Origin of the sequence: Bacillus sp. FSL M7-0307, from assembly GCF_038627835.1 — a bacterium.
Lineage (GTDB): Bacteria > Bacillota > Bacilli > Bacillales > Bacillaceae > Bacillus > Bacillus altitudinis.
In genome coordinates, this window is sequence record NZ_CP152023.1 from 2,061,327 (window position 1) to 2,087,702 (window position 26,376).

The 26,376-nt window shown below is 40.7% G+C and carries 30 protein-coding genes; 1 reads left to right on the plus strand and 29 read right to left on the minus strand.

What is annotated here, in order from left to right:
* The 12 genes from MHI41_RS10425 to MHI41_RS10480 all read right to left on the minus strand — a co-directional run bounded on the left by MHI41_RS10425 (position 1) and on the right by MHI41_RS10480 (position 9,596).
* Positions 1 to 768: a heptaprenyl diphosphate synthase component 1 gene (locus tag MHI41_RS10425; RefSeq protein WP_007500958.1), complete on the minus strand. Its 768-nt coding sequence runs from the start codon at positions 766 to 768 to the stop codon at positions 1 to 3.
* 115 nt (positions 769 to 883) lie between these two features.
* Positions 884 to 1,114, minus strand: a complete 231-nt coding sequence (gene mtrB, locus MHI41_RS10430; protein WP_008344541.1) for a trp RNA-binding attenuation protein MtrB — start codon at positions 1,112 to 1,114, stop codon at positions 884 to 886.
* 23 nt (positions 1,115 to 1,137) lie between these two features.
* Positions 1,138 to 1,707, minus strand: coding sequence for a GTP cyclohydrolase I FolE (gene folE, locus MHI41_RS10435; protein WP_003215789.1), 570 nt, complete (start codon positions 1,705 to 1,707; stop codon positions 1,138 to 1,140).
* A 190-nt stretch (positions 1,708 to 1,897) separates the two neighbouring features.
* Positions 1,898 to 2,176 carry a non-specific DNA-binding protein Hbs gene (gene hbs / locus MHI41_RS10440; RefSeq protein WP_003215863.1) on the minus strand — a complete coding sequence of 93 codons (279 nt, stop codon included), beginning with the start codon at positions 2,174 to 2,176 and terminating at the stop codon, positions 1,898 to 1,900.
* Between the two features lie 374 nt (positions 2,177 to 2,550).
* Positions 2,551 to 4,029 carry a stage IV sporulation protein A gene (spoIVA, locus tag MHI41_RS10445; protein WP_008344534.1) on the minus strand — a complete coding sequence of 493 codons (1,479 nt, stop codon included), beginning with the start codon at positions 4,027 to 4,029 and terminating at the stop codon, positions 2,551 to 2,553.
* Between the two features lie 205 nt (positions 4,030 to 4,234).
* Positions 4,235 to 4,960 carry a hypothetical protein gene (locus MHI41_RS10450; protein ID WP_007500961.1) on the minus strand — a complete coding sequence of 242 codons (726 nt, stop codon included), beginning with the start codon at positions 4,958 to 4,960 and terminating at the stop codon, positions 4,235 to 4,237.
* Between the two features lie 18 nt (positions 4,961 to 4,978).
* The gene (locus MHI41_RS10455; RefSeq protein ID WP_008344530.1) at positions 4,979 to 5,182 is read right to left on the minus strand and encodes a DUF2768 domain-containing protein; all 204 of its coding nucleotides are present in this window, start codon (positions 5,180 to 5,182) and stop codon (positions 4,979 to 4,981) included.
* Between the two features lie 267 nt (positions 5,183 to 5,449).
* Positions 5,450 to 6,487: an NAD(P)H-dependent glycerol-3-phosphate dehydrogenase gene (locus MHI41_RS10460; protein WP_008344529.1), complete on the minus strand. Its 1,038-nt coding sequence runs from the start codon at positions 6,485 to 6,487 to the stop codon at positions 5,450 to 5,452.
* Positions 6,488 to 6,501: 14 nt separating this feature from the next.
* On the minus strand, positions 6,502 to 7,812 hold the full coding sequence (gene der / locus MHI41_RS10465) for a ribosome biogenesis GTPase Der (protein WP_008344528.1): 1,311 nt from the start codon (positions 7,810 to 7,812) through the stop codon (positions 6,502 to 6,504).
* Between the two features lie 159 nt (positions 7,813 to 7,971).
* Entirely contained in the window at positions 7,972 to 8,166 is a 195-nt protein-coding gene (locus MHI41_RS10470; RefSeq protein ID WP_008344527.1) for a hypothetical protein, read from the minus strand.
* 6 nt (positions 8,167 to 8,172) lie between these two features.
* Positions 8,173 to 9,057, minus strand: coding sequence for a YIEGIA family protein (locus MHI41_RS10475; protein ID WP_007500964.1), 885 nt, complete (start codon positions 9,055 to 9,057; stop codon positions 8,173 to 8,175).
* Positions 9,054 to 9,596: a hypothetical protein gene (locus tag MHI41_RS10480; protein ID WP_017359763.1), complete on the minus strand. Its 543-nt coding sequence runs from the start codon at positions 9,594 to 9,596 to the stop codon at positions 9,054 to 9,056. The genes MHI41_RS10475 and MHI41_RS10480 overlap by 4 nt, the downstream gene beginning before the upstream one ends.
* Before the next feature lie 178 nt (positions 9,597 to 9,774).
* Between MHI41_RS10480 and MHI41_RS10485 the strand changes: the two genes are divergently transcribed.
* A complete protein-coding gene (locus MHI41_RS10485) occupies positions 9,775 to 9,906 on the plus strand; it encodes a YpzI family protein (protein WP_008344525.1) in 132 nt (43 codons plus the stop codon).
* 175 nt (positions 9,907 to 10,081) lie between these two features.
* Here MHI41_RS10485 and fni read toward each other — a convergent pair whose 3' ends face one another.
* From fni to MHI41_RS10570, 17 genes are all read right to left on the minus strand, one after another.
* Positions 10,082 to 11,149, minus strand: a complete 1,068-nt coding sequence (gene fni, locus MHI41_RS10490) for a type 2 isopentenyl-diphosphate Delta-isomerase (RefSeq protein ID WP_035702903.1) — start codon at positions 11,147 to 11,149, stop codon at positions 10,082 to 10,084.
* 14 nt (positions 11,150 to 11,163) lie between these two features.
* Positions 11,164 to 12,315: a 30S ribosomal protein S1 gene (gene rpsA / locus MHI41_RS10495; protein WP_008344519.1), complete on the minus strand. Its 1,152-nt coding sequence runs from the start codon at positions 12,313 to 12,315 to the stop codon at positions 11,164 to 11,166.
* 223 nt (positions 12,316 to 12,538) lie between these two features.
* On the minus strand, positions 12,539 to 13,216 hold the full coding sequence (gene cmk, locus MHI41_RS10500; RefSeq protein ID WP_007500974.1) for a (d)CMP kinase: 678 nt from the start codon (positions 13,214 to 13,216) through the stop codon (positions 12,539 to 12,541).
* A gap of 71 nt (positions 13,217 to 13,287) precedes the next feature.
* The gene (locus MHI41_RS10505; RefSeq protein ID WP_008344514.1) at positions 13,288 to 13,470 is read right to left on the minus strand and encodes a YpfB family protein; all 183 of its coding nucleotides are present in this window, start codon (positions 13,468 to 13,470) and stop codon (positions 13,288 to 13,290) included.
* 63 nt (positions 13,471 to 13,533) lie between these two features.
* The gene (locus MHI41_RS10510) at positions 13,534 to 14,181 is read right to left on the minus strand and encodes a flagellar brake domain-containing protein (protein WP_007500975.1); all 648 of its coding nucleotides are present in this window, start codon (positions 14,179 to 14,181) and stop codon (positions 13,534 to 13,536) included.
* A 102-nt stretch (positions 14,182 to 14,283) separates the two neighbouring features.
* Positions 14,284 to 15,633 carry a germination protein YpeB gene (ypeB, locus tag MHI41_RS10515; protein WP_019744024.1) on the minus strand — a complete coding sequence of 450 codons (1,350 nt, stop codon included), beginning with the start codon at positions 15,631 to 15,633 and terminating at the stop codon, positions 14,284 to 14,286.
* A 16-nt stretch (positions 15,634 to 15,649) separates the two neighbouring features.
* Positions 15,650 to 16,561: a spore cortex-lytic enzyme gene (gene sleB, locus MHI41_RS10520; RefSeq protein ID WP_008344509.1), complete on the minus strand. Its 912-nt coding sequence runs from the start codon at positions 16,559 to 16,561 to the stop codon at positions 15,650 to 15,652.
* 132 nt (positions 16,562 to 16,693) lie between these two features.
* Complete coding sequence (gene prsW, locus MHI41_RS10525; RefSeq protein WP_008344507.1) at positions 16,694 to 17,350, minus strand: glutamic-type intramembrane protease PrsW; 657 nt, start codon at positions 17,348 to 17,350, stop codon at positions 16,694 to 16,696.
* A gap of 154 nt (positions 17,351 to 17,504) precedes the next feature.
* Positions 17,505 to 18,476, minus strand: coding sequence for a YpdA family putative bacillithiol disulfide reductase (locus MHI41_RS10530; protein WP_017367512.1), 972 nt, complete (start codon positions 18,474 to 18,476; stop codon positions 17,505 to 17,507).
* A 125-nt stretch (positions 18,477 to 18,601) separates the two neighbouring features.
* Entirely contained in the window at positions 18,602 to 19,876 is a 1,275-nt protein-coding gene (locus MHI41_RS10535) for a Glu/Leu/Phe/Val dehydrogenase (RefSeq protein ID WP_007500982.1), read from the minus strand.
* Between the two features lie 196 nt (positions 19,877 to 20,072).
* On the minus strand, positions 20,073 to 20,651 hold the full coding sequence (locus MHI41_RS10540) for a genetic competence negative regulator (protein ID WP_342494182.1): 579 nt from the start codon (positions 20,649 to 20,651) through the stop codon (positions 20,073 to 20,075).
* 164 nt (positions 20,652 to 20,815) lie between these two features.
* Entirely contained in the window at positions 20,816 to 21,604 is a 789-nt protein-coding gene (locus MHI41_RS10545; RefSeq protein WP_048001875.1) for a metallophosphoesterase, read from the minus strand.
* Between the two features lie 87 nt (positions 21,605 to 21,691).
* Complete coding sequence (locus MHI41_RS10550) at positions 21,692 to 22,144, minus strand: DUF2663 family protein (RefSeq protein WP_007500988.1); 453 nt, start codon at positions 22,142 to 22,144, stop codon at positions 21,692 to 21,694.
* Positions 22,145 to 22,208: 64 nt separating this feature from the next.
* Complete coding sequence (locus tag MHI41_RS10555; protein ID WP_272511672.1) at positions 22,209 to 22,973, minus strand: LysM peptidoglycan-binding domain-containing protein; 765 nt, start codon at positions 22,971 to 22,973, stop codon at positions 22,209 to 22,211.
* Positions 22,918 to 23,559 carry a CPBP family intramembrane glutamic endopeptidase gene (locus MHI41_RS10560; protein WP_008344498.1) on the minus strand — a complete coding sequence of 214 codons (642 nt, stop codon included), beginning with the start codon at positions 23,557 to 23,559 and terminating at the stop codon, positions 22,918 to 22,920. The genes MHI41_RS10555 and MHI41_RS10560 overlap by 56 nt, the downstream gene beginning before the upstream one ends.
* Positions 23,556 to 25,064: an ATP-dependent DNA helicase RecQ gene (locus MHI41_RS10565; protein WP_342494183.1), complete on the minus strand. Its 1,509-nt coding sequence runs from the start codon at positions 25,062 to 25,064 to the stop codon at positions 23,556 to 23,558. Before MHI41_RS10565 ends, MHI41_RS10560 begins: the two co-directional genes overlap by 4 nt.
* Entirely contained in the window at positions 25,057 to 26,109 is a 1,053-nt protein-coding gene (locus tag MHI41_RS10570; RefSeq protein WP_342494184.1) for a helix-turn-helix domain-containing protein, read from the minus strand. The genes MHI41_RS10565 and MHI41_RS10570 overlap by 8 nt, the downstream gene beginning before the upstream one ends.
* Positions 26,110 to 26,376 lie beyond the last annotated feature (267 nt).

Consider the following 26,376-nt stretch of genomic DNA (forward strand, 5'->3'; position numbering starts at 1 on the left):
TTACCCTTCTTCCACTTTCTGATGGTACGCAGGTTCATTTTTCATATGATCCAAGCGATTTAATAGCTCTTTTTGAACGATCGGAGAAGAAACTAGATGCTCCTTGATTGATCGTTTGGCCTTTTCATAGCCTTCATTCTCAAAGTTGTCAAAACATGTATAGGCGTCCGTATAGCTATCGTTCAAAAAAAGTTTTAAATGTTTGTCGTCTTCTGCTTGTTTCATAAAACGTTTATAAACAAGGAAGCGACTTGCAATTTCATTCCAATGCGTCAATTGAAAGTGCTCAGAAATTCTTTGGAATAGCGCAGATTCCACTGTAGCAACACTTTTATAAAAGTGGGCTGCATCTTGAATGGATCGATCATATAGTCTAATTTTATGTTCATTAATCTCTTTGATCGCCGTGGCGAGAGTGCGGATCATGTAAATATCTTTCATGTCAGAGAGAAGAGAGTAATAGAGACCGCTGAAATAGTCTCCTGCTAGGATGGTCAACTGACGATTTTTGAACTCGTCTTGTTTGATGGCTGCAGCAGTTGTGACTTCGTCATGGGTATCAAGGGCAATTTGCACAAGCATCGCCGTTAAAATATAATTTTCTTTTTTCTCAGCATCGATTTGAGCTTCATCAAACATTGCATGAAAAAGAAGGAGCTTATCTTCATCGATGAGCGGCGCACGCAAATGCTTCGCCAAATAAGGATGAGAAAGCTTTTTGTTTAATTTTATATTCAGATTAGATAAAATTCCGTAGATGTCTTGCAAAGATATCACCCTTGTCCCAAAAATTACAGTTTCATATGTAGCTCTCTAGATTGTATAGAGATTTATTATACCATATCAGGCCTGACTTTCATGCTATCAAGTGCATAGTCGTGCGTTATTTCTTTGCTTCGCTTTGAATTTCACCAAAGCTTGTTTGAATGACAGCATCGCCCCGCACTTTGATGGCTGATGTGTGCTCAGTAAATTGTGCGATAATGACTTCACCTTTATCGAGCTTTTCGGAATGGTGAAATCTTGTATCGGAACCTCTAGTTAAGCCGATCACATTGACACCATTATCAATGGCTTTAATCACCACAAAATCAGATGCTTTATTTTCACTCAATCTGTTCACCTTCCATCTATGGATTAGTCGTTTTTAATAAAGGAAAGCACTTCTGCTCTTGCTGCCGCATCATTTGCAAATGTACCGCGTACGGCTGAAGTGACTGTTTTAGCGCCGGGCTTCTTCACTCCGCGCATCGTCATACACATATGCTCTGCTTCAACGACAATCATCACACCATGTGGATTTAAAGTTTCCACCATACTATCTGCAATCGTTGATGTAATGCGCTCCTGAAGCTGCGGGCGCTTTGCCACGGCTTCTACTGCTCTTGCCAGCTTGCTGAGTCCCGTTACTTTTCCGCCGCGCGGAATATAAGCGACATGGGCTTTGCCATAGAATGGCACAAGATGGTGTTCACACATTGAATGAAAAGCAATATCTTTGACAAGAACGAGTTCTTCATGATCTTCACCAAAAATGGTTTTAAAATGTTCTTTTGGATCTTCATTTAATCCCGAGAACACTTCTTCATACATTTTTGCTACTCGTTTTGGGGTATCAAGAAGTCCTTCACGATCTGGATCTTCTCCGATTGCTTTTAATATATCGCGTACTGCGTGTTCGATTAATTCTTTATTTATTTCACTCATGTATTATATCCTCCAAAGGCGATTACATTTCATTCAGATTCTAGCACACTTCAGATCCTAAAAGCAAAGGAGAGCGTTCTAAACAAACCATTTGATTCAAAAGGAAAAGCCCCTTATCAAAGGGGCTTTTCTAGACCAGTGTGAAACTGTATATGTATAACTCCTTCAATAGGATCATTACACATAACGATTATTTACCTGCCACCGCGTCTTTAAGTGCTTTACCTGGTTTGAAAGCAGGTACTTTGCTTGCAGGGATTTCGATCTCTGCACCAGTTTGTGGGTTACGTCCTTTACGAGCTGAACGCTCACGTACTTCAAAGTTACCAAAACCAATAAGTTGGATTTTGTCACCATTTTTAAGTGCATCTAAAATTGTATCAAAAACAGAATCAACTGCTTTTGTCGCGTCTTTTTTAGATAACTCGCTTGCTTCAGCAACCGCGTTAATAAGTTCTGTCTTGTTCATGCCTTTCACCTCCTCCCAAAAATATGCATTCAATAGATTGTTATCATTTCTTCACAATTCATCTTCTTTCTATACACTTTTTTTGAAAAAAAGAGCGTCTAGAAAGCGTCATACATGGCTTTTCATTAGAAAACTTCTCTTTGAAGGAATGTTTGTCCAACAAAGTGAAGATTTTCTGTAAGTAGATTAACACATATGAAATACCATATCAAGCATTTTAAAGGGAAGAATCCTTATTCGTCAAGGATTAAGGGCACTTTTGCGAACGAATATTCCTAATTTCAGCCTGAATCTGACTAATCTTTATACAATTGTCTTTTTATGACTTAACCCGCACGCAAAAAAAGACCCCCATCAATGAGAGGTCTCACATCCTATAGAATAATCGCGATCAGACCGCCTGATCCTTCGTTAATAATTCGTTCAAGCGTTTCCTTTAGTTTATACCTTGCATTTTCCGGCATCAGCGAGAGTTTTGCTTGAATGCCTTCTCTGACAAGCGAGCTGAGTGAGCGTCCAAATATATCGGAATTCCAGATAGAAAGCGGATCATCTTCAAAGTCTTGCATTAAGTATCGGACGAGCTCTTCACTTTGTTTTTCTGTTCCGATAATCGGCGCAAACTCACTTTCTACATCTACCTTAATCATATGAATAGATGGCGCGACTGCTTTTAATCTGACGCCGAATCTTGATCCTTGCCTAATGATTTCCGGCTCATCTAAACTCATATCCGACAAAGCTGGTGCCGCAATTCCGTATCCAGTCTGCTTCACCATTTTTAAAGCGTCAGACACTTGATCATACTCCGTTTTCGCATGTGCAAAATCTTGCATGAGCTCAAGAAGGTGATCTTTGCCCCTAATTTCCACACCAACCACTTCTTTTAGGATATGATCATATAGATCATCCGGCGCATACAGATCAATTTCTGCGATCCCCTGACCCATTTCAATGCCTGCTAAGCCTGCTCTTTCGATAAAATCGAATTCACTGAACTGACCTACCACTCGGTCAACATCTCTTAATCTCTTAATATCCTTGACGGTTTCTTTCACTGAATCCTGATAACTCTCTCTTAGCCAATGATCTTCTTTTAGTACCATGACCCAGCTTGGCAGGTTCACATTCACCTCAAGCACTGGGAATTCATATAATGCTTCACGAAGTACACTGAGGACGTCTTGTTCTCTCATACTTTCGACACTCATCGCGAGTACAGGAATATCATATTTTTGACTAAGTTCCTGCCGCAGCGCTTCTGTTTCAGGGTGATAAGGTCTCACAGAGTTGATTACCATAATAAACGGCTTTCCAACTTCTTTGAGTTCGTCAATGACACGTTCTTCTGATTCAATATAGTCATGTCTTGGGATTTCTCCAATTGATCCATCTGTTGTAATCACAACACCAATGGTGGAATGCTCTTGAATGACCTTGCGTGTACCAATTTCCGCTGCTTCATGAAACGGGATTGGTTCTTCATACCACGGCGTATTAATCATTCTCGGACCATTTTCATCTTCATAACCACGTGCACCAGGCACGGTGTAGCCTACACAATCGACAAGCCTAATGTTGACATCCAGGCCGTCACTCACGTGAATGGATGCCGCTTGATTTGGCACAAATTTTGGTTCTGTGGTCATAATGGTTTTTCCTGCTGCGCTTTGCGGCAATTCATCCTGTGCTCTTGCACGGTCTGCCTCATTATTGATATTCGGGAGCACCACGAGCTCCATAAACTTTTTAATAAACGTAGATTTCCCTGTACGAACAGCTCCAACGACTCCTAAATATATATCGCCTCCTGTTCGTTCAGCGATATCCTTGAAAATATCGACTTTTTCCAAGTGATCCCCTCCCGGACTTGCTATCCTCGTTTTCAAATAAAATACTCTATACTTCAATCAAACGGTGCTTGAAAGGTGTCAGGACAATATATGTGTATGACGTTGTCCTATTTGAATATGACACCTTTTTTGTTTTGAGAGTATGTTTAGCCATAAAAAAACCTTTCTCCTCATTTATATGCAGAGGAGAAAGGTTCATTCTTGTTTATGACGTCTTTTTTTCTAAAAAAGCCGGCTCACCTTTTTTGTTGATCGTATATGGAACAGAAAACGCTGGTACAAACGGGGTTTCCTGCCAATAGACATCTTGAATATTTTCACCTGGTTTCAGCTTTTGTTTCGTATTTTTCAAAATCTGGGCAAAATCACTGCGATAGTCAACATAGATTTCGCCATTTGAGGAAATCAGTAATGGAAGTGATTCACCCGTGACAGGGCTCGTCACTGTAGGCGGTGCTTTTAACCCTAGTTTTTTTTCATTTAACGTATATAAATCTTTAGATACTACTTTGCCATATGGCGGATATGTATGTTCATCTTGATATATTTTGATCCTTAGACGTAATTCACTGATCGTTTGCGTCATTTTGACATCAAGCAGTTTCACCGTTGGGTTTTGTTCGACGTCTGTGAGGACATAGATATATTCGCCCCCGCCTTCAAAAGATGTCGACGGTACATCGTGTAAATATCTTGGTGACAGACGCTTAAAGTCAATGACATACTTCTGATAAATAGGTGTGTCGCCTTCTTTTGTTTCAATCGGTAAAAGGCCATTTGTCGCTTTTTGAAAATCTTCAATTGCGGTCTGCACACTTTGCAGCTGCTCTTTATATGGCACGCGGTTTTCAGCTTTACGATTCTCTGGATAGAGGCACCCCGTAAGTAAAATAAGTGTTAACAGCATGACACTGATTTTTGCTTTGATCATCACATTCTTCCTTTTTCTTTATTCATTGACTGGCCCGCTAAATACAACTAAAAACACAATGATACCTGATATGAGCATTAAGCTGTACGCGACAGTTGAGGCTGTTATTTTCAGAAATCGGCTCTTCAGCTTAAACCTACTAAGATAAATGGTTACAACGGCTAAAAACATGAGCCCCATTGAACCAAGCGCAAACCACATCTTGATTAAAGCAAAACTCATCGTGCCTGTCCCCCTTTAACACAAACGAATTGTAAGCGTTTATATTTCATTCTAAACCAAAATTAAGTAAAATATCAATCATTTTTCCAATCAATTCAGAAAAAAGTGCATAAAAAAACTGAAGCAAAGAGGGGGACTCTGCTTCAGTCATTAGGTCGACTATTTTTCCTCATTCTGTAGAGGCAAAGCTCTATTCAAACTTCATTGTTATGTTATGCAAGTCTTCCCCTTCTTGCATCCTCTACACGCCTAAGTTCAGTCTTCCAATTATTTTGTTTGGTTTTCGAACATGTTCACAAGGTCTTCCATCTCATGTGTTTTCACACGTGCCATTAAGGATTCTACAGCATCGTCTACCTTTTTCCCTTCAAATAGGACGCCGTAAAGAGCCTCTGTAATCGGCATGCTGACCTTGTATTCTTTGGAGAGCTGATAAGCGCCTTTTGTTGTGCGGACGCCTTCGACAACCATCCCCATTTTTTCAAGCACTTCTTCGAGCTTATATCCTTTACCGAGTAAATTCCCGCAGCGCCAGTTACGCGAATGAACACTTGTACATGTGACAATCAAATCTCCAACACCTGTTAATCCGGCAAACGTAAGAGGGTTTCCTCCCATTTTTGTGCCGAGGCGGGCGATTTCAGCAAGACCCCTTGTGATGAGCGCTGCTTTCGCATTATCACCATATCCGAGTCCGTCTGTGATTCCTGCCGCAAGAGCGATGATGTTTTTCAGCGCCCCGCCAATTTCCACACCAATCACATCAGGGTTTGTGTACACTCTGAAGTTGTTGTTCATAAACAAATCTTGAACAAATTGAGCCGCTTCAATATGTTCTGATGAAACTGTAACAGTTGTCGGATGACGCAAGCCAACTTCTTCAGCATGGCTTGGTCCTGACAGGACAACAACTGCTTCTCTTTTCGCTTCCGGGACTTCTTGTTCAATCATTTGAGAAATTCTAAGAAGTGTATCTGGTTCAATTCCTTTACTGACATGAACAAATGGCACCTTTGACGTAATGAACTCATTTGCCTGTTTCAATACTTCTCGAATGGCCTTTGTTGGCACAGCGACAATAATCGCATCTGTCCCTTCTAGTGCCTGTTTCATATCTGTTGTCGCTTGAATAGACGCTGGCAATGCAACATTAGGCAAGTAATCATGATTTTCATGTTTCTCATTGATTTGATCAATTAATTCTTGTCTATGTCCCCACATGTGTACATCATGATGATTATCAGCTAATACAAGCGCAAGAGCTGTTCCCCAGCTCCCTGCTCCAAGTACTGAAATTTTCTTCATCCTGCTCACCCTTTTTATTTTCTCGCTCTCGCAAATATTTTAATTGGTGTTCCTTCAAAACCAAATGCATCTCGAATTCGGTTTTCTAGGAAACGCTCATAAGAAAAGTGCATAAGTTCTGGATCATTTACAAACACAACAAAGGACGGCGGTTTGATCGCCACTTGTGTTGCATAGTAAATTTTCAGACGCTGTCCGTTATGGGTCGGCGTTGGGTTCATCGCTACAGCATCCATGATAATATCGTTTAGAATGTTCGTTTGAACGCGCATCGCATGATTTTCACTAGCGGTAATAATTGTTGGCATTAACGTGTGAATTCTCTTTTTCGTAAGAGCAGACATGAATAAGACAGGTGCATAATCAAGGAATTGAAAATGCTCGCGAATATTTTGCTCAAATTCCTTCATTGTACGCTCGTCTTTTTCAACAGCATCCCACTTGTTCACAATGATCACAACGGCTTTACCCGCTTCGTGTGCGTAGCCGGCAATACGTTTATCCTGTTCAATAATGCCTTCTTCACCATCAAGAACTACAGCGACAACATCCGATCGATCAATGGCTTTTAACGCACGAAGTACACTGTATTTCTCTGTTGTTTCATATACTTTCCCTTTTTTTCTCATACCTGCTGTGTCGACAATGACAAAGTCACGTTGGTTGTACGTAAACATTGTATCTACAGCATCTCTTGTCGTACCAGCGATGTTGCTGACAATGACACGTTCTTCACCGAGCATCGCATTCACCAAAGAGGATTTCCCTACATTTGGGCGGCCAATTAAGCAGAACTGTACCACTTCTTCATCATACTGTGTATCTGGTAAGTTTTTGAAATGCTCTGCGACAGCATCAAGCAGATCACCTAGACCGAGTCCGTGCGTTCCAGAAATCGGATACGGTTCACCAAATCCAAGTGCATAAAAGTCATACACGTCGCTTCTCATTTCAGGGTTGTCCAATTTATTGACAGCAAGTACGACAGGTTTTTTCGTGCGATATAAAATTTTTGCGACTTCTTCATCCGCAGATGTGACGCCATCTCTTCCATTGACCATAAAGATAATAACATCCGCTTCATCCATTGCGATTTCAGCCTGATGGCGAATTTGCGCCAAAAACGGCTCATCTCCAATATCAATTCCACCAGTATCTATTAAATTAAAGTCATAATTTAACCATTCAGCAGAGCTATAGATTCGATCTCTTGTTACACCAGGTGTGTCTTCTACAATCGATATTCTTTCGCCTGCGATTCGATTAAAAATTGTAGATTTTCCAACGTTGGGCCTTCCAACAATGGCTACGACAGGTTTACCCATAGTACCCTTCCTTTCAATCCAGCCGCGATTCAATATGTTCATCATCATGTTTCAACCGGGATTTATAATTTTCATTCAGTTTTATGAAATAAACCCTTCAAACATGAAGGGTTCAACTTATATATTATATCAATTTTTAATCAGACCACAATGAATAACTTAAAAATGTTTGACAATCAAATAAAGATCTTCTCCAATGCCGTGTGCAATTCCATCTAAAATGGCCTCTAAATTCATGGCATACATGTCGAGCTCTTCTTTATTTTCACAGAAAAAAACGGCTGTTCCGCCAATGACCCGCTCTTTATTTGTTGTCGCCACAGCCAATATAAATTGTTCAATGGTGTTCGCCATGCCCTATTACCTCACTTTCTTTTTAATGAAATCTGTCGGCATTCTAATGGCATTTTCTAAAATAGGCACCTCTTCTAATACACGGACAGCCAAATCTTCACGCTGCCATTGCGGTAAAATGAATACGCCAAGTGTGCCGTTATTCAGATCACGTTTTGCGAGCGGACAAAGCGATGGTTCACCAGAATCTCGGTATACACCAAGCACGTTGGATAAATCAAATAAGATGGCTTGTCGCTGCCCAAGGTTTGCGATGGTTGTGGCCGAGTTAAAATTCTTTGGAGTCAAGATGAACCCCATTCCATGCTCTAAAATCAATTTTTGCTTTTCAGGCAGCCCGATATTCATAATGTAAATATCATTTACGTAAAGTCCTGCGCCGTCAAAGCGAAGTTCCCCTTTTTGAATATTCACGATATCCTTTAATTGGCTCCCTGACATTAATAGTTTTGCCATGAAAAAACAAAGAATACCGACCACTGTCCCCACGACGAGCGAGAAGAAAATACAGGCGGTCGTTGTAATAAGGGCAGTAAGAATGGCAATATAATTTCGACTTTCAAAGGCAATCGCAATGCCTTCGATATATGTACTGCCTCGTGAGACAAGCTCATACGAATCCATTTGGGTCAATGTATTTCTTTCCATATTACGCACATCACGAAATTGCGTGGCTGCAAGCGTCAGAAAGGTAATAGCAGTGAATTCTTCCTGGATCAGTGCAGGCATAATAATAGCACCAAGCCCTGATGCGATAAAACCAAGCGCAATGTGAATCACTTGTCCATGAATATATGTGGGATATTGCCGATAATCAGTTCTTAGCATATAAAGCCTAGCCGCCATCCCAAAGATGACACCAATAATCACAGGAAACGTGTAATCCGTCATGTTGATTTTGCAGCCCCTTTTACTGGTTTTCTAGATGAACGGGTGTTCAAGAGTTTTTCAAGCTGACCTACACCTAATAGAAAGACAGCTCCTTGAACAGCCATGGAAAGAAACGAGAGATCTCCTATGACAATGGAAGATGTGAGGCGATGAATCGTAAGCGCATAAAGGGCTTCCCCCAGACATATAGCCATCATCCATAAAGTGATCCGTTCCGTTAACTGATGCCCATATGTTAAACACATCAAGATCAGCAAGGCAAATACAACCCAGTCCACCTTTATTATCGTGAACCAAACTGGATCATATAATGCAAAAATCATAAAAAAGGCATACGCACTGACCATAGAACCTAATTGCATGATTCGCATGATTCGATGAGCAGGCCGAAAGATAACGAATGACATGCAAGCATATAAAAAGGTCATCAAAAATCCTGCATTGATCCTAATGTCTAAAATAGAAACCATGACATGACTGCATATAATATGAATGAGGACACATACGCCCAGCACATTGCGCCACGTGCTTTTCTCCATGATAAATGTCACCATAATCCAAACGAACCATATTGACCAATAATAGTACAATGCCTCCAACCCTCATCACCTCAATTACATTATGGGAAAATCTCCAGTTTTTAAACGTATGAGAAGGTGCGGGATTTGCATGAAATAAACAAGAGGTGACACCCTAATAGTTGAGGAGGGATGTATGATGGGTAAGGATAGACAGGAAAAACGCCTAAAGGCATCAAGAAGAGTTGAATCTGACCGTGATCAATCCATTCATCACAAAGGGGCAACAACTTTAGAAGGCCCGGAAGACGCTCGCAAAAGAAATCAATAAAAAAAGACATGTGATCATCACATGTCTCAGCGTGTAGACAAACCCTCGCATTCGATGTCAGTCCTGCGCGCTGGTGCTCACGAATGTCAAATTCGCTCCGCAAAAGTAGCTGTCTTTCATAGACTGCAAAGGTTTTCTTTCACGCTGAAAAGAAGACAAAGGGCTAAAATTTCATTTAGTCCTTTGTCTTCTTATTTCTTAAACTATAGTACGTAGTATCCACGCCTCTTTCTTTCAGCCAATGACTTGTTTCCCCTGTAAGCACAATCGGAGCTTGCCGTAGCTCCTCAATTGTCTTCATGCCAAGTACTGTCATCAACATCTTCACATCATCTTGTAGATCAATGATATCAGAGATGAGGCCCTTTTCTCCTCCACTCGTCAGGGATTTTAAGAAAAAGCCGGCTAATCCAGCGGCAGACGCACCAAGAGCAATTGATTTTGTCACATCAAGTGCATCTTGAATGCCTCCAGAAGCTAGGACGGTTTGATCTGGAAAGGCTGTATGTACTTCAGCCAGACTCGCTGCAGTTGGAATTCCCCACTGGTCAAAATAGCGAAGTGCTTTTTGACGGCGCAGGTTCTCGATTTTAGAAAAATTCGTTCCCCCAAATCCGCCTACATCAACAGCAGCAACTCCAGCATCAAATAATTTCTTTGCTGTTTCCTTATTCATCCCAAATCCAACTTCTTTGACGACAACAGGTACCTCAATTGATTCAGTGATGGCTGCGATCCGCTCAACAGCACCTCTGAAATCACGATCTCCTTCAGGCATGACGATCTCTTGAATCACGTTTAAGTGAATTTGGAGCATGCTTGCCTCCAGCATGTCAACGGCATCCCGTGCTTGCTGAATTGTCGCCTCACTGCCTAAATTGGCAAAAACGAGTCCATCCGGATTCACCTTTCGAACCACTTCATACGTACGACGTTCGTCTGCATCTTTCAGTGCGGCCATTTGTGATCCGACTGCTACTGGAATATTGGTTTCCTTCGCTGCGATAGATAAAGAGCGATTAATCTCATAGGTCGATTCTCCGCCTCCACCAGTCATTGCATTGATAAAAATTGGCGAACCGAAAGTCAGTCCGCCAATTGTCGTATGTGTATCAATTTGTGATGTCGCAAGATCTGGTAAACTGGCGTGAACGAAGGAAACATCTTGTAAACCTGTTGCTGCATGCTGGCCAGTCGACAAAGCATGCTCAATATGCTGTTTCTTTCTTTCTGCTCGCGTCAATTTTGATCACCAAATTATTTTAGTTTATTGAGTTTATCACCAATCAGGTCACCAAGCTGGAATCCGCTTGTATTTTCTTCTTTCGCCTGATACTGACGGTAATCCTCTTCGATTTGTTTTTCAGGATTCTCTTCTAATTCACGAATGCTAAGTGAAATGCGCTCTTCATCTTCATTGACATCAAGCACTTTCACTTTCACAGTCTGCCCTTCTTCAAGGACTTCTTGAGGAGTACCAATATGTTTGTGTGAAATTTGGGAAATATGCACAAGTCCTTCTACACCTGGCAGAATTTCAACAAATGCACCAAAGCTCACAAGACGTTGAACCGTTCCTTCAAGAACATCACCTTGTTTTACCTTTTCACCAATTTGGCTCCAAGGTCCTGGTAATGTTTCTTTAATAGATAGTGAGATACGTTCGTTATCGCGGTCAACAGCAAGAACTTTGACTTTCACTTCCTGTCCTTCTTCAACAACGTCAGATGGCTTTTCGACATGCGCATGGGATAGTTGAGAAATGTGAACTAATCCATCAATGCCGCCAATGTCAACAAATGCACCAAAGTCAGTCAGGCGCTGCACTTTTCCATCAATCACACTGCCTACTGCAAGCTTTTGCAGGAAGTCTTGCTTCTTGTCTAATTGTTCTTGCTCAACGACTGCACGATGCGATAGAATCACGCGGTTTTTTTCGCGGTCAAGCTCTACCACAACAAGCGAGAGTGTTTTTCCTTTGTAGTCAGTGAAGTCTTCTACATAGTGTGCCTCAACAAGAGACGCAGGAATAAATCCGCGAACACCAATGTCGACCACTAGACCACCTTTGACAACGTCTTTTACTTCTGCTTCAAATACTTCTTTTGTTTCAAACTTTTTCTCTAGGTCTTCCCAAGCGCGGTCTGCATCAACAGCACGTTTCGATAAAATCAAAGCATCGTCTTCGACCTTTGTTACTTTAAGCTCTAACTCGTCGCCATCTTTCACGACATCTGATGCTTTTTCAACGTGAAGACTTGATAATTCACTGATTGGGATGATCCCAGGTTGTTTCACATTGACGATATCTACATTGACATGCTTGTCCTCAACTTTAGAAACAATCCCTTTCACTACATCTCCAACCTCTGGTACCTGAACATCGATTTGATTCATTTCCTCTGTCATTTCGATAACCTCCTTGGTCCAAACCTACACAGCTTAGTTAAAACGACTGGGTGAATATGTGTCCTTAGCATGATGATTGCCAGCCGAATATGTATTATAGAAACATTCAAATCAACAGAATTGCTTGAATGATCAATAAAAATAGTATTAGTATAAACTTCTAATAAAAGACCTTGTTTGTCAAGAGATAAACCTCTAACTTATAAAAGTTTTCTAAAATTTCTTACTGTTTTTCTACACGCTCTGCTGCATCTAAAATTTTACCTGCAACCTCTTGAATAGAAAGAGAAGTCGTGTCAATTTCAATGGCGTCATCTGCTTTCTTCAGCGGTGATACCTCCCGCTCAGAATCAAGCTTGTCACGTCTTGCAATCTCTTCGATCAGCTGATCGTAATTGACATCATAGCCTTTTTTCTGATTTTCTTCAAAACGACGTTTTGCTCTTTCCTCTACTGACGCAAGTAAGAAAATTTTCACTTCTGCATCTGGAAGAACATGCGTGCCAATGTCTCTTCCATCCATGACGACACCGCCTCGGTTCCCCAGCTCTTGCTGCCTGCGGACCATTTCTTCCCTAACAGCTCGATGCTTTGCAACAACAGAGACTTGATTGCTTACGCGGTCTGTTCTGATGTCTTCTGTGACATCGATCGTGTCTAAATGTACTTTTTGACCTTCGTCAGTTGACACAAGTTCAATGACTGTCTTTTTCAATAAAGCATCAAGTGCCTGTTCGTCTTCAAGGTCTACGCCTTGATTGAGTGCTGCAAGTGTAATTGCGCGGTACATCGCACCTGTATCGATATAAATATATGATTTTTTCGCTGCGACAATTTTTGCCACAGTGCTTTTTCCTGCTGCAGCAGGACCGTCAATTGCGATAGATAATTTCTTTTTCATAATACCTCTCCTTGATTGAATCTCCCTTATGAATTGTAACACGATCACCGCTCAAACGGGGGAATTTTCTATCAATCCTTTTGCTTAAATGTCTCAATCCAATCTTCAATGCTCATGTTATTCACACCCTCGTATTGTACGACTTTTGACAAAAATAGTTCTCCTTTCGTCAAGTGAAGGGTGACCTGAACCGCCAAAAGCAGAATGAGCTGAATGAGCACTGCTTTGAATAGCCATCTTTCCATTGTTTTCATACAAAAAGCCTCCAACGCTAGATTCTTTCTCTCTAGTATGGAAGCTTTTGACAACCTTTATTCTTATACTTTTTTCACACGTGTTAGAAGCTGCTGCTGGAAGCAGTACTTCATGATGTGCTGCTGGTGGTCGTTTGTGATTTCAGTAAATTCCATGATCGCTCTTGTTTTCCCCGTCTGTTCATCTTGATAAACACGATTCATTTCTGCAATCGCTTTAATTTTCACTGGTTCTTTAAGTGAAAGTTCAAACTCTGTGACGACCTCGCCATATTCTTTTAGTGAGACACCTTCTGGAACAGCAATTGCTACACCGCCAGCACTCATATTGACAATAAATGTGTCGAAGGTTTCTTCACCATTTTGCGTAATGGACGCTTTCACCATCGTATCCACTCGAAGATATTCTCTTCGCTGAAGCCGGATCATTTCTTCTTTTGGCGGAATCGAAACGACAATCATCGGGATATCTTCTTTTCTTTTCCCAATGACTTTGCTTGTACATTTGTATGGAATTTGATTTTCATCGAAAAAGAAGACGGTGATTTCTGTTTCTTGATTTAAATAGATCGTGCGCCCCGTTTCTTTATCAGCTGGATAATTAATGCAAATATCATCGTTATTATTTTCCAAAACTTTCGATTTTGCAGTTTTCACTTCTTTGTTCTCATTGACATACTCAATTGTGATTGCATCCCCTATTTGTAACATTCCTCATCACTCTTTTCATCTGTGAAATCGTATCCTCTCTTATATTAAACCATGTATAAAACAAAAGGAAAAGGCTTATTCGCCTTTTCCTCGCTTCCTTTTCTATAGGTCTTTATATATAGGTTCTGCATTTTTTAGTTTATCTACTCTTTCTTCTTTTCCAGTATCTGCATTAATGAACATTCGGTACGTGTCGTTTTTAATGGTTCCTAAAAACTCATAGCAGAGAACTTCCTCTGACATATCATTTTGAACAAGAGCTACATGTGTATCCTCGATCTTCACATGTTTATTTAAGGTCTTTTCAGCTTCTTTTTGAGAAATTTTTGGTGCTTTCATGTCACGTTTTCTGTGATTCATTAAATAGTCTTTCGCTGAGAATCCCACAACCTCTCCATCATCTAAAGCGACTTTCATTCGAATACTATCTGGATAAAGCAATACGTTATTCTGTAAAGGGACATAGGTAAATACGCCGATATTATCAAATTGTGCACTCTCATCTAAATGAAATGATTCAGTATCGAATCCATGCTTCTTTAAGAAACTTAGTGCTTTTTCTGAGGCATCATTTAAACTGATTTTTTGTTTGTTCACTTCACGGTTCTGAAGAAGATAAACAGGATGGCCTCCTTTTTCAGTCAAGTCTAAATAAAAGTTTGCCCGGTTGTCAGGGTCAGACATTGACAGGCTGTAGACATCACGGTTCGTTTTACTCCCACTTTTTCTCACCTTAAAATCTTGGTTATGGTCAGGCGCAAATTGCTGGGCGATGCGGATCGCTTCTTTTTTTGAAATCTTTTGGCCTTTTAAGTGGTTGTAGCCTTGCGTTTCTGATTCAGTTGACACATTTGTAGGGCCGAGATCAACATCTGCAAACGCATCAGCATTTCTCTCAACGGTTTTCAATCCGTCAATGATGGTGTTGTCGTTTTTTCGATCTCCATCAGCCAGTGCCATTTCAACATCCATCCATTTTAAATTTTTGTTGAGTACGAGATGCTGCACTTGTCTAAGCTCGTTTTGAATATCTGCCGCTTGATCATATAAAGTGGTAATGGTTTTGTGTGTATCCTTGTTTAATGGTTCATCTGATAAAGATTTAAGTGACGATTTGTAGCTAAAGTCACCGACATTCGCTAGAAACTCTTCTGTTTTGTTAAAAGGCATCAATGTGAGCGGAAGCTGGCTGACATTGTTATGCGCTTCTGATGACATTCTCCATACATCTGCAAGTGCTGGAGATATAGATGTTTGGCTGTTCATCGCAAGTGTTGCGCCAAGTTTATCGTGCAGCTGATCGACTTGATACGTTAGATCATGGAAGGCTCTTTGATAGTTGTTCTCTGCATGAAGCAGCACTGCATCTTTTTCTTGATGCTCCTTATAGCCCCAGTATCCTGTTGAGATGACAGCAATTCCTAAAATAGCAATCAATATTCCTCTGATCATTTATTTACACCTCTTTTTATTCACAGAAAATATGTTTCCCGATTCGTTTAATTTGTGGCCTTCCCCAAATCCATGGGCTTGTTGCTGTATCAGGATTAAAGTAATAAACGGCGCTTTCAGATGGGTCCCAGCCATTAATGGCATCAAATACTGCCTTTTTAGCGGTTTCATTTGGCGCCATATAAAATTGTCCATCTGCTACAGCGGTAAACGCAAGCGGTTCAAAAATGACACCAGCAATCGTGTTTGGAAAGGTCGGGTTGTTTAAACGGTTTAAGATGACGGCTGCGATCGCTACCTGTCCTTCATAAGGTTCACCTCTCGCTTCACTATAAACAGCTTGTGAAAGGAGCTGAATGTCATTGCTTGAAAAACCACCTGGCATGTTGGCTGCTGTTTGTTTCGGCGTTTGATTTGCTTGACCATTTCCTGACTGCTTTCCAGACGAGCTGTTTCCTCCGCTTTGACTTTTTTGATTCTCTTTTGCACCTTGTGCTGTCTTTTTTTGCGTGTTTCTTTGCGCAGGAGCCTTTGTTTGCTGATCAAGAGGTTTCCCGCCATAGTGCGTAAACTGATTCCCTTTTTGCAACTGCTGTTGCACAAACTCTTTATAGTATTTCGTCTTTTGAACTAATAGGCTTTTTGTTTTTTCCCCTACGAGTCCATCGACTTTCTTTACACCAAACTGGCTTTGAAAATTGCGCACGGCCCAGTAAGTTCCCCAGCCATACACCCCGTCTATTTTTCCATTGTAAAAACCATTGTATTGGAGCCTTGCCTGGAGCTCGACGACATCTTCTCCTGTAGCTCCCCGCTGAATCACTTGATTTGTGAAAGCTTCACTTTTTTCAGCTGTCATCAATGAAGACGCGAGCAGAACAATTGAGAAGATAAGGACGATTTGTTTCATGAAACGAGCTTTGTCCATATTTGATCCTCCTGTACTTTTGATGTTTGAATATATGTTTCTTCCGATCCCTATTTTTATACATTCATCACAGGAGGGAATTGGATGGAAAAGACAAAAAACGCCCTAAAGACGTATAGGACGTTTTCCAATTTAAATTTGTACCATCTTCACCGCACGGGCTTTTTTGGCTTTCCGCAGACCAAACCACCATAAAAAAATCATGAACGGCAACATGATATATCCCCAATTTTTCATGCCAAGAAGAATGAAATCATATAAGCCATGAAAAAGGATAGGAAGTATTAAAGAGAGAATCAGCCATTTTCGCTGCTCTTTTTTATCAGAGAAACGAGCTTTACCTATATAAAACCCCATCACCACACCAAATAAAGCGTGGCTTGATACAGGCAGCAAGGCACGTGTAAACGCGTACTCTACCCCATGACCAACTAAGTACAGAATATTTTCAAGTGTCGCAAATCCAAGCGAGACACTTGTTCCATAGACAATCCCGTCATAGTGTTCATCAAACTGTACGTGCGCATAGACACTGACCATTAAAATAAACCACTTTAATGATTCTTCTAAAAAACCCGATGTCACAAATGAAATCACGATAGGATTCGTGGCGATATTTTCCTCTTGGAGGACATACTGAATAAACATGGTTGGAAACACAAGTATGACACCTAGCATAAAAGATCTGATGACCATATGAACCGGCTCATTGTCGTATTGATCTTTCAAATAAAAATAACTTAAAAGTGCGATGCCGGGAGCTAAACCTGCTGAAATGATTGCGATCATAATCAGACCTCTTTCCCTACATTATCCTTTATTATCGTACCACGAATCACCCCTTTTTTATATGACTCGAGCCCATTTTCCCAAAAATAATCTTCTATATAATCCCAATTTACATAAAAAGAACTGAATCCCTTAGAAGGACCCAGTTCTTTTTTTACCCGTTGATTCTTTTGTTGATTTCTTCTGCAATTAACCCGCCATGAAATCTTCCATTTTCAATAAAAATTTCGTTGGCGTTGTTACCAGCTGCAATGACCCCTGCAATGAAAATACCTTCTACATTTGTTTCCATTGTTTGTTCATCAAATGCTGGGCGGCCTGATTCTGGATCGATTGTTACACCCATTTTTTCTAAAAATGAATGATCAGGATGATAACCTGTCATCGCAAACACATAATCACTTTTCACTCGATCTGTTTGGCCCTGCTGGTTTGTAAAGACAACATCCTGTTCTGTGATTTCCTTCACCTCTGCACCAAACTCCATTCGAATGGTGCCATTTCGAACAAGCGCTTCAAACTCTGGTAAAATCCAAGGTTTGATGCTGGATGAATATTCAGTTCCTCTATATAAAACCGTCACCCTGCTTCCGCATTTCACAAGTTCCAGGGCAGCATCAACACTAGAGTTCTTCCCGCCGATCACCGTCACATCTTTATCAAAGTAGGGGTGTCCTTCTTTAAAATAATGATACACATGAGGAAGGTCTTCCCCTTTTACATTCATATAGTTAGGATGATCATAGTAGCCAGTCGCAATCACAACATAGTCACATGTATAGTCGTCTTTTGATGTATTCACGGTAAAACGGCCATCTTTTTTCGTCACAGCGTTTACCTTTTCAAAAGCATTCACACGCAGGCTTTTTCGTCTGACCACCTCTCGGTAATAGGAAAGCGCCTGAATACGAACGGGTTTCCGGTTTTCAGTGATAAAAGCGACATCACCGATCTCAAGCTTTTCACTTGTACTGAAGAAGGTTTGGTGTGTTGGGTAATGATAAATACTGTTGACCACATTGCCCTTTTCAATCACAAGTGCATCAATCCCAATTTGCTTGAATGCAATGGCAGCTGATAGACCGCACGGGCCGCCTCCTATTATGATCGCTTTTTCTTGTTTCATTTGTTCCACTCCTGTCGTTTCACTGCAATAACAATTGCTTGGCTGTTTGATTCTTTGCATAATCCCAATAAAAAAATCTCCTATTTAAGGATAGGAGATTTTAAGGCGCGATGCAAATAAGTCGCTTAAATCCAGCCTCTGAATCGAGAAGCTTCAGCCATTTTACGTACACCGACCATATATGCTGCTAGTCGCATATCAATACGGCGGTTTTGCGCCATTTCATAAATATTATTAAATGATTTCACCATCATATCTTCTAAACGAGTTTCCACTTCTTCTTCTGTCCAGTAGAACCCTTGGTTATTCTGAACCCATTCAAAGTAAGAAACAGTCACTCCACCCGCACTTGCAAGTACGTCTGGAACAAGCAGTACACCACGATCTGAAAGAATTTTTGTCCCTTCCAATGTCGTTGGTCCATTTGCTGCTTCTACGACAATTTTGGCTTTAATGTTCGCCGCATTATCTTCTGTAATTTGGTTTTCAATGGCTGCAGGTACTAAGATATCACAATCTAGCTCAAGCAGCTCTTGGTTTGTAATTGTATCATTAAATAATTTAGTGACGGTTCCAAAGCTGTCACGTCGGTCAAGCAAGTAGTCAATATCTAGACCATCTTCATCATACAAACCGCCGTAAGCATCTGAAATTCCTACGATTTTCGCTCCGGCATCATACATAAATTTAGCCAAGTAACTTCCTGCATTTCCGAATCCCTGAACGACAACACGAGCCCCATTGATGTCAATTCCTTTTTTCTTCGCCGCTTCTTTGATACAGATCGTTACACCTTTTGCCGTTGCAGTATCACGTCCATGTGAGCCTCCAAGAACAATTGGTTTTCCTGTAATAAATCCTGGCGAGTTAAATTCATCAATTCTAGAATACTCATCCATCATCCATGCCATGATTTGAGAGTTTGTAAACACATCTGGTGCTGGAACATCTTTTGTTGGTCCAACGATTTGGCTAATTGCGCGAACATAGCCGCGGCTTAGTTTTTCAAGCTCCCTAAATGACATTTCTCTTGGATCACAGATAATACCGCCTTTTCCTCCGCCATAAGGAAGATCCACAATACCACATTTTAAACTCATCCAAATTGAAAGCGCTTTTACTTCTTTTTCAGTAACGTTCGGGTGGAATCGTATTCCGCCTTTTGTTGGACCGACAGCATCATTATGCTGCGCACGATAACCAGTGAAAATTTTCACCGATCCATCATCCATACGTACTGGAATTTTGACCGTTAATAGGCGAATTGGCTCCTTCAGCAATTCATACACTTCTTGCGGATAGCCCAATTTATCAAGCGCTTTATGTATGACGGTTTGAGTTGACTTTAAAACATCTAGCTTATCTTCTGCGTTATGAGCGGCGTTTTGATCGGCTGCCATTAAAATAAACCCCCTAGAAATCTTTCATGATCTACTGCTCCCTTTCAAGCAATAGTATACACCTTCGTACTGGTAAAGCAAAGGTAAAAAGCGTTTTTTATCAAAATAAAATATCAGCGTTTATAAATATAAAAATGGATATAAAAAAATACTGTTGTTTCATCACAACAGTATTAAATATAATAGAAAAAAGTGATTAAAAATACAGTTGAATCGTTTTCACTGCATCTTCCTGCATGATCACTTTTCCGTATTCTTTTAACCGGTGAATGGTTAATGTCGTCGGTGAACCGAACTCCGCTAAAATAGAAATGACCGTATCTGCAGACAGTTCTTCGAAATCATCTAGGCTGAGAAAATATTGACCTTCATAATGGTAAACTGTACCCCCTAAAAGTCCAATACGACTTAAACTATGGGACAGTTGAATCACATCTTCAAACGAGGCAAATTGATAGAGCACATACTTGCTCTCGTCGAGCTTGACTTGCATTTCAATGTAATCTTCATCAAACTCATCATCAGCATCTTCCTGCTGACTCTTTGTCACAATGACGACCATCCCCTGCGCCTGAAGAGAAAATACTTCAACAGCAATCGGTCCATTCGCTTCAAAACCGAGCTCCTGATTCGCTTCGTTCATCATGTCTTTAAACAGCTGATGAACTTTGAACGAATCTTTCCAAAGGTCTTCTTTCGTAAGACCTCGGTCTGTCAGATCATCTAGTGTGAGAAAAATTTTGATTTTATTATAATTCAGACGCTCTAGCCGCATAACGTTCCCTCCTGCCTCTTCTAACACACATCATACTGTAGTATATGAGATGATGAGTCATAGGTTCTTAATTTTGTATTCAGTTTACACTGTGTCAAGACGGAAGACAAGCATGAAGCTATGCTTACGGTGACTTTTATGGAAAATATTGATGGGGCATCAACTTAGCGCGTTTTTAGCGGCATTAAATAGATCAGATGGGTTTCTGGTTCTGCTCCAAGACGCATCGGAATCTTTGTTGTTCCGTAACCATTACTAATCAGAAAGAAAGCACCTTTGACTTGGCCTGTTCTTCCTTTTTCATACGGACCAAATTTCCCAATGCGAATTTGACCCCCATGGGTATGACCGCTCAAAACGAGATCAATTCCCTCTTCTTCACTCATCAAGTGATGCACATCTGGGTTGTGTGATAAAAGGATATTCACATCTTCTTTGACAAACTCCGGCCGTATCGCTTCATAATCTGCTTTTTCAAGCCGGATATCATCGATTCCGCCTATTTTAATGGGCTGTCCTTCAAAATCCCACACAGCCGTCTCATTTTGCAATGTCGTCACCTGATAGGTATGGAGGATGTCTTTAAGTTTTTGCTGATGCAGCTCATGGTCGTTATTCCCCCACACAAAATACACCGGGGCAATCCTTGCTAGACGTTTCACATTTTCTTCGACTCTAGCATAAGGGACTCCCTTTTCAGCTAAGTCCCCGCCGATCATAATGACATCAGGCTGCTGCTCTTCCACTTCCGCTAATAAAGTATCACTAATTAGACGGCGATGTGTATCAGAAATAAAGAAAATGACAGCAGGTCGATCTGACTTAAGTCCTTCTATTGTAAAGTAATGCTTTTTGATGTTGTTTTGTTTTGCCGTTTTCACCATTTTCGCTGTTACACACACACCTGTTGTCACAGCCGCTATGGCAGCAGTAAATCCAATGGCATATTTCATTATGAATGACTCCCTTGTATCAGCTTTCTTTTATAGGACGCTTGAATGAAAAAAGACGTTTCAACTGTTTAAACGTCTTTTGCTCATTTATTTACTTTCATAATAGAGATTGATGTCATATTGCGTCTGCATGAAGTGAAAAACGGCCTCGCGCTCTTTCCACTGATTTGATTGAGGCCATAAATCTGTGCTTTTCTGTATAATTTCACATCTGAGCTTATGATATTCATCCTCAGCCTTTTCTTCTTTTTTCTTATAATAATACGATGCGTAAAAAGCAAACACTTCAGCCATGATCCAAAACAGAAACACCTCATGGCCAAGCAATGTGGCAATCATCGCTTCCGGCTGCAGGGAGCCCCCGCTATTAGCTGTTATCACAAAATAAAACAGAAGAATCGCAAGTGATAAAAGGGCTGTCCATTGCCACCTTTTGCATTGTTTTGCAAATCCCTCGTATTTGCGTTTCCTTTTGATCAATGTTTCAATCATTTTCTGTGTCGGCTGATCCATATAGCGGCTGATTGCGTGCAATGTCATCACATACACCCTTGTCCCTTTTTTCTACATATGTATGTGCTTTTCGATTCATTCATGTCAAATATTAATTTTCTAATGGGATATTCAATACTTGTCCGCTGTACACGCTATTTCCTTTTAAATGATTGTAAGCTCGAATTTTCTCTTCCCCTGATCGGTTTTGATAATACTTCATGGAAATTCGATACAAGTTTTCCTCTGGTCCAACAGTATGCTGCACGACACGAACAGGCTTTTCTTCCTGCTTTTTCTTCTCTTCTGCTTCTTTTCGCTTTTTCTCTTCTTGCTGTTTTTGAAGAGCGAGTTGCTGCTGCTCACGCTTTTTTGCAGCTTCGGCCTTTTCACGCTCAGCCTTCTCTTTAGCGGCTTGTTCTTTTTTCTTTTGCTCTGCTTTTTCTTTTGAACGCTGCTTTTCTTTATCAGCATCTTTCTTTTTCTTCTCATCATCAGACGCATCCGCTTTGTCAGCGCTTGAATCATTTTTTGTTTCAACAAGTGCTGACGGGACTGGATCTGTGTCAGCACTAGATGTTTTATCAATATAAACACCTTGATTGTTGTTATCATTAATTTCCTTTGATGTGTAATAAATCAACAGGAAGAAAACCGTGACGACAATAATAGGAAAGATAATAGCCAGCGTCGTAAACAATGGATTACGCACCTTTTTGGTTCGCTGCTTTTTATATTCATGAAAATCTTCTCGTGTAGGAAAGTGAGAGTCATCTGAAGGATGCACTTTTTCTTCTTCAATATTTTCCTCTACATCATCATCATGGATGTTTGTCAGCTGCTGCTTTTTTCTCTTCATTCTCGACATTTCTTCCATGTTCATCCCTCCCCCAATATTTAAAACGAATTTGACATGCAAAGACTAAGTCAATGACAAAGTGTGTCATGACAGGAACGAATAAATTCCCTGTCCACTCGTATAAAAGTCCTAAAAAAATACTAATAGAAACCACAAGGATAAACAAGAGTATTTTTGACAAGTAGCGAAAGTGAAGAAGTGCAAACACAATGCTTGCAATCTCCAGTCCAAATTGTTGCTGAACGATCCCGCGAAATAAAATTTCTTCTGAAAAGGCAATGAGCAGCGTTAACCAAACAATATGCGGGATGCTGCGGTTTTTGAACATTTTTTCATTTAATCCGCCATCATCATACATATGAGCCGGAAACACCTTCATGACAATAGCGTCGACAATAATCACAAGCAAAGCGCCGCCAATTCCGTAAGTCAGGATACGCATATCTCGGATCTGCCATAGGGCTGTAAAATCAGTCCAATGATCAAACATAAACATCCCTAGTAAAAAAGAGACAATCAGCATGAGCAGCTGTGTGAAATACAACTGTTCTACTACTTGTCGATCGGTTAATTTTTCAATAATACGGCGATGTTGTTCAATCAATGCTGCGCCTCTTTTGTCAGGTGAAACAGACGATCCAGCTCGGTCTTCCAGTGTTTCATTTCATTCAGCTCCAATGGTTGATCTTTTTTTTCGTAATCAGACAGGTCAAGTCCGCATGAAGAGCAGCAGTTCCCAAATGAAGCGTCCTCCGTTAGATCAAGCTGCTCATCAAAGTATGATAACAGAGATTGCCTAAAGCAGCGATGGCCAGTGATATGCTCTTTAAACTGCCACACTTTTTTTAGCTTCTCTGTTTGTCTATCCTGCAGCTTTTCTTTCAGCTTCTTCATGAGCAAACGGGGCTGTTCAGTTTGGTACATCATGTAATAATGCGAGAGCATTCGCGCACGCGTCTCCTGAAGCCCTGCTTCCATCAATTGTTCACGTAATTTCTTTTCATCATTTATCGGCATTTGTGATATTCGGGCTAAGAAAAAATCAATTTCTGGATCATCAAAACCTTCTGCTTGAATCAAATGACTTTGAATATCCGCATCCTCTTCAGTATATAAAAGAACGCTCACACTATTTTTCCCGTCCCGTCCAGCTCTTCCAATTTCCTGCATAAATGCTTCAATTGACTGAGGCGGACTCATATGAATCACAAAGCGTATATTTGCTTTATCAATTCCCATTCCAAAAGCACTTGTACAGCAAATGAGATCAATTTGACCACTGATAAATTGCTGCTGGATCAGCATGCGGTCCCCTGACTCCATTCCGCCATGATAAAACTCTACACGTTGATGCGTTTTTTGTTTCACCAAACGTGAAATATCTTCTGTCATTTGCCGGGTCGGACAATAAATCAGCCCAGGCCCTTGAAGGGTTTCCACAAGCTCAAGTGCTCGTTTCTCTTTTGCTTCTTTCGTTTCATGCGCCTCTTTTAATAGTGCAATATTCGGCCGGTTGACTGAATGAATATGAACATCTGGATGCTCTAGCCGCAACGTTTGCACAGTATCTTTTAAGGTTTGTTTCGTCGCAGTTGCCGTTAGTGCTAAGGCGACAGGATTGCCGAGCGCTTCTCTCCATTCTCCAAGCTTGGAGTATTCCGGGCGGAAATCATGTCCCCATTCCGATATACAGTGAGCTTCATCTACAACGAATAGACCCACATGCATCGCTTTGAGCTGCTCTACCAATACCTCTGACATAAGCGCTTCAGGTGCGACAAATAAAAATTTATATGATGGCAAATGCCGAATAATATGTCTTCTTTCCTGAAAGGACAGTGTACTGTTAAGCGCAGCCACTCGCTTTTCACCGCGCATTTTCATGCGTTCTACTTGATCTTCCATGAGTGATAAAAGAGGTGAAATGATCAGCACTAACCCGTCTGTCAAATAGCCCGGAATTTGATAACAAAGGGACTTCCCGCCACCAGTAGGAAGCATGGCAACCGTATCTTTTTGTTGAAGTACACTTCGAATAATGTCCTCCTGACCTGTTTTGAAGGCATCATAACCATAATATCGCATCAGCGTCTGATGAAGCTTATCCATTTGCTTTCACCATCCTTGTCAATGCCAATCGTATTTGAAAATAAGTAAATGAATGCTCGAGACTTTCTTTGATCAGCTTCATCTTGTTGGTTTGGAGCTGACCGGCTACCTCATGTATCGCCTTTTGAGCTTCACTGCTGACATATGGTTCAATCGAGAAGCTCGGCTCATGTATCGAGAGCTCCACAATATGATCTTCGATTGTCGCTTTTTTTAATGAACGAATATGAGCAATTTGATCAATACTGAACCCTTTTTGTACAAGCTCAAGCGTTTTATGGGTAGAGGTGGTCAGCACACGTTTGAATTGAAGATCATGTATCATTCGCTGGATGATCGGTGCCTCACCTTTTTGCGCACATTGAATAAAATAATGGAGCACATTCCAAAAACGCAAGTAAACATACCATACATCTTCTTTCATCCATTCCGCCATTTGCTGGTACGTCCGTCCGATTCTTTCATTGGAAGTCAATGAATAAACAAAAAGCAGTGCCTCTTGATCAGTTAAATGAGTAAGAAGTGTTTCAAGCTCATGATGGATATCTTCAGAAAGCTTTTTCTTCTGGTGATATTGCGAGAAAAAGGATTTCGTCCAGCTTTGAACCGATACATCTCTTTGAATCGGTGCATATTGTTGTGACCCCGCTGCATGATGTGAAAGGACCTGCACAAGTAAAGACAGCCTCATCCATAACACCTTTGCTTTATCATGATACTTGGCACCATCAAAATAAATTGGCATCGGTTTTTCAGTGAAACACTGCCTGAGCATACTTATTCCTGCATCTGTGGCGATGAATGTATCCCCTGTCTTTCTGATGAAGTGCTGCTCTTTTAGCCTTTGCACAGAACGGTTCAGCTGATCCCTCGTAAAAGCTGGATAGCAGCCGAAGTAGCTAGAAAGCTGAAACAAACTTGCATCCTGTATCGTTTGTGATGATTTTTTTCCTTTAAAAAGATGGTAGACAGCACTAATGGAGCGTTCGCCGTTCAATTTATGTACGCTGTCCATCAACATGACATCCAAGTAATGAATCGTCATTGACCAAAGCACCTGTCTTCCTGACAAAATTCGAATATTTTCTCCCTTTATTTTAACAGATTTCATTGAAGAAGAAATGTTTAAACTCAATTAATGGGGGAAAGTTATGAACAAACCCTTATGTGATAAGCATTCTCAATCACTTTACAGTTGAAATGTGAATTTAAAATCATTACAATAAGGTTTGAGGAAATTGGTTTTTTATCGGTGAAACTAAAAAGGTTAAACCATTTGTTCCATCGAACAATCTGGGAGGTATTTTTTTAA

What these genes read in the sequence shown, in the direction of transcription:
- folE (WP_003215789.1), bottom strand. Translation starts at nt 1,707, where the DNA reads ATGAGTGAAATAAATAAAGAATTAATCGAACACGCAGTACGCGATATA.
- hbs (WP_003215863.1), bottom strand. Translation starts at nt 2,176, where the DNA reads ATGAACAAGACAGAACTTATTAACGCGGTTGCTGAAGCAAGCGAGTTA.
- MHI41_RS10450 (WP_007500961.1), bottom strand. Translation starts at nt 4,960, where the DNA reads ATGATCAAAGCAAAAATCAGTGTCATGCTGTTAACACTTATTTTACTT.
- MHI41_RS10455 (WP_008344530.1), bottom strand. Translation starts at nt 5,182, where the DNA reads ATGAGTTTTGCTTTAATCAAGATGTGGTTTGCGCTTGGTTCAATGGGG.
- MHI41_RS10460 (WP_008344529.1), bottom strand. Translation starts at nt 6,487, where the DNA reads ATGAAGAAAATTTCAGTACTTGGAGCAGGGAGCTGGGGAACAGCTCTT.
- der (WP_008344528.1), bottom strand. Translation starts at nt 7,812, where the DNA reads ATGGGTAAACCTGTCGTAGCCATTGTTGGAAGGCCCAACGTTGGAAAA.
- MHI41_RS10470 (WP_008344527.1), bottom strand. Translation starts at nt 8,166, where the DNA reads ATGGCGAACACCATTGAACAATTTATATTGGCTGTGGCGACAACAAAT.
- MHI41_RS10475 (WP_007500964.1), bottom strand. Translation starts at nt 9,057, where the DNA reads ATGACGGATTACACGTTTCCTGTGATTATTGGTGTCATCTTTGGGATG.
- MHI41_RS10480 (WP_017359763.1), bottom strand. Translation starts at nt 9,596, where the DNA reads ATGGAGAAAAGCACGTGGCGCAATGTGCTGGGCGTATGTGTCCTCATT.
- MHI41_RS10485 (WP_008344525.1), top strand. Translation starts at nt 9,775, where the DNA reads ATGGGTAAGGATAGACAGGAAAAACGCCTAAAGGCATCAAGAAGAGTT.
- rpsA (WP_008344519.1), bottom strand. Translation starts at nt 12,315, where the DNA reads ATGACAGAGGAAATGAATCAAATCGATGTTCAGGTACCAGAGGTTGGA.
- cmk (WP_007500974.1), bottom strand. Translation starts at nt 13,216, where the DNA reads ATGAAAAAGAAATTATCTATCGCAATTGACGGTCCTGCTGCAGCAGGA.
- MHI41_RS10505 (WP_008344514.1), bottom strand. Translation starts at nt 13,470, where the DNA reads ATGAAAACAATGGAAAGATGGCTATTCAAAGCAGTGCTCATTCAGCTC.
- MHI41_RS10510 (WP_007500975.1), bottom strand. Translation starts at nt 14,181, where the DNA reads ATGTTACAAATAGGGGATGCAATCACAATTGAGTATGTCAATGAGAAC.
- ypeB (WP_019744024.1), bottom strand. Translation starts at nt 15,633, where the DNA reads ATGATCAGAGGAATATTGATTGCTATTTTAGGAATTGCTGTCATCTCA.
- sleB (WP_008344509.1), bottom strand. Translation starts at nt 16,561, where the DNA reads ATGGACAAAGCTCGTTTCATGAAACAAATCGTCCTTATCTTCTCAATT.
- prsW (WP_008344507.1), bottom strand. Translation starts at nt 17,350, where the DNA reads ATGATCGCAATCATTTCAGCAGGTTTAGCTCCCGGCATCGCACTTTTA.
- MHI41_RS10530 (WP_017367512.1), bottom strand. Translation starts at nt 18,476, where the DNA reads ATGAAACAAGAAAAAGCGATCATAATAGGAGGCGGCCCGTGCGGTCTA.
- MHI41_RS10535 (WP_007500982.1), bottom strand. Translation starts at nt 19,876, where the DNA reads ATGGCAGCCGATCAAAACGCCGCTCATAACGCAGAAGATAAGCTAGAT.
- MHI41_RS10540 (WP_342494182.1), bottom strand. Translation starts at nt 20,651, where the DNA reads ATGCGGCTAGAGCGTCTGAATTATAATAAAATCAAAATTTTTCTCACA.
- MHI41_RS10545 (WP_048001875.1), bottom strand. Translation starts at nt 21,604, where the DNA reads ATGAAATATGCCATTGGATTTACTGCTGCCATAGCGGCTGTGACAACA.
- MHI41_RS10550 (WP_007500988.1), bottom strand. Translation starts at nt 22,144, where the DNA reads ATGACATTGCACGCAATCAGCCGCTATATGGATCAGCCGACACAGAAA.
- MHI41_RS10555 (WP_272511672.1), bottom strand. Translation starts at nt 22,973, where the DNA reads ATGGAAGAAATGTCGAGAATGAAGAGAAAAAAGCAGCAGCTGACAAAC.
- MHI41_RS10565 (WP_342494183.1), bottom strand. Translation starts at nt 25,064, where the DNA reads ATGGATAAGCTTCATCAGACGCTGATGCGATATTATGGTTATGATGCC.
- MHI41_RS10570 (WP_342494184.1), bottom strand. Translation starts at nt 26,109, where the DNA reads ATGACGATTCATTACTTGGATGTCATGTTGATGGACAGCGTACATAAA.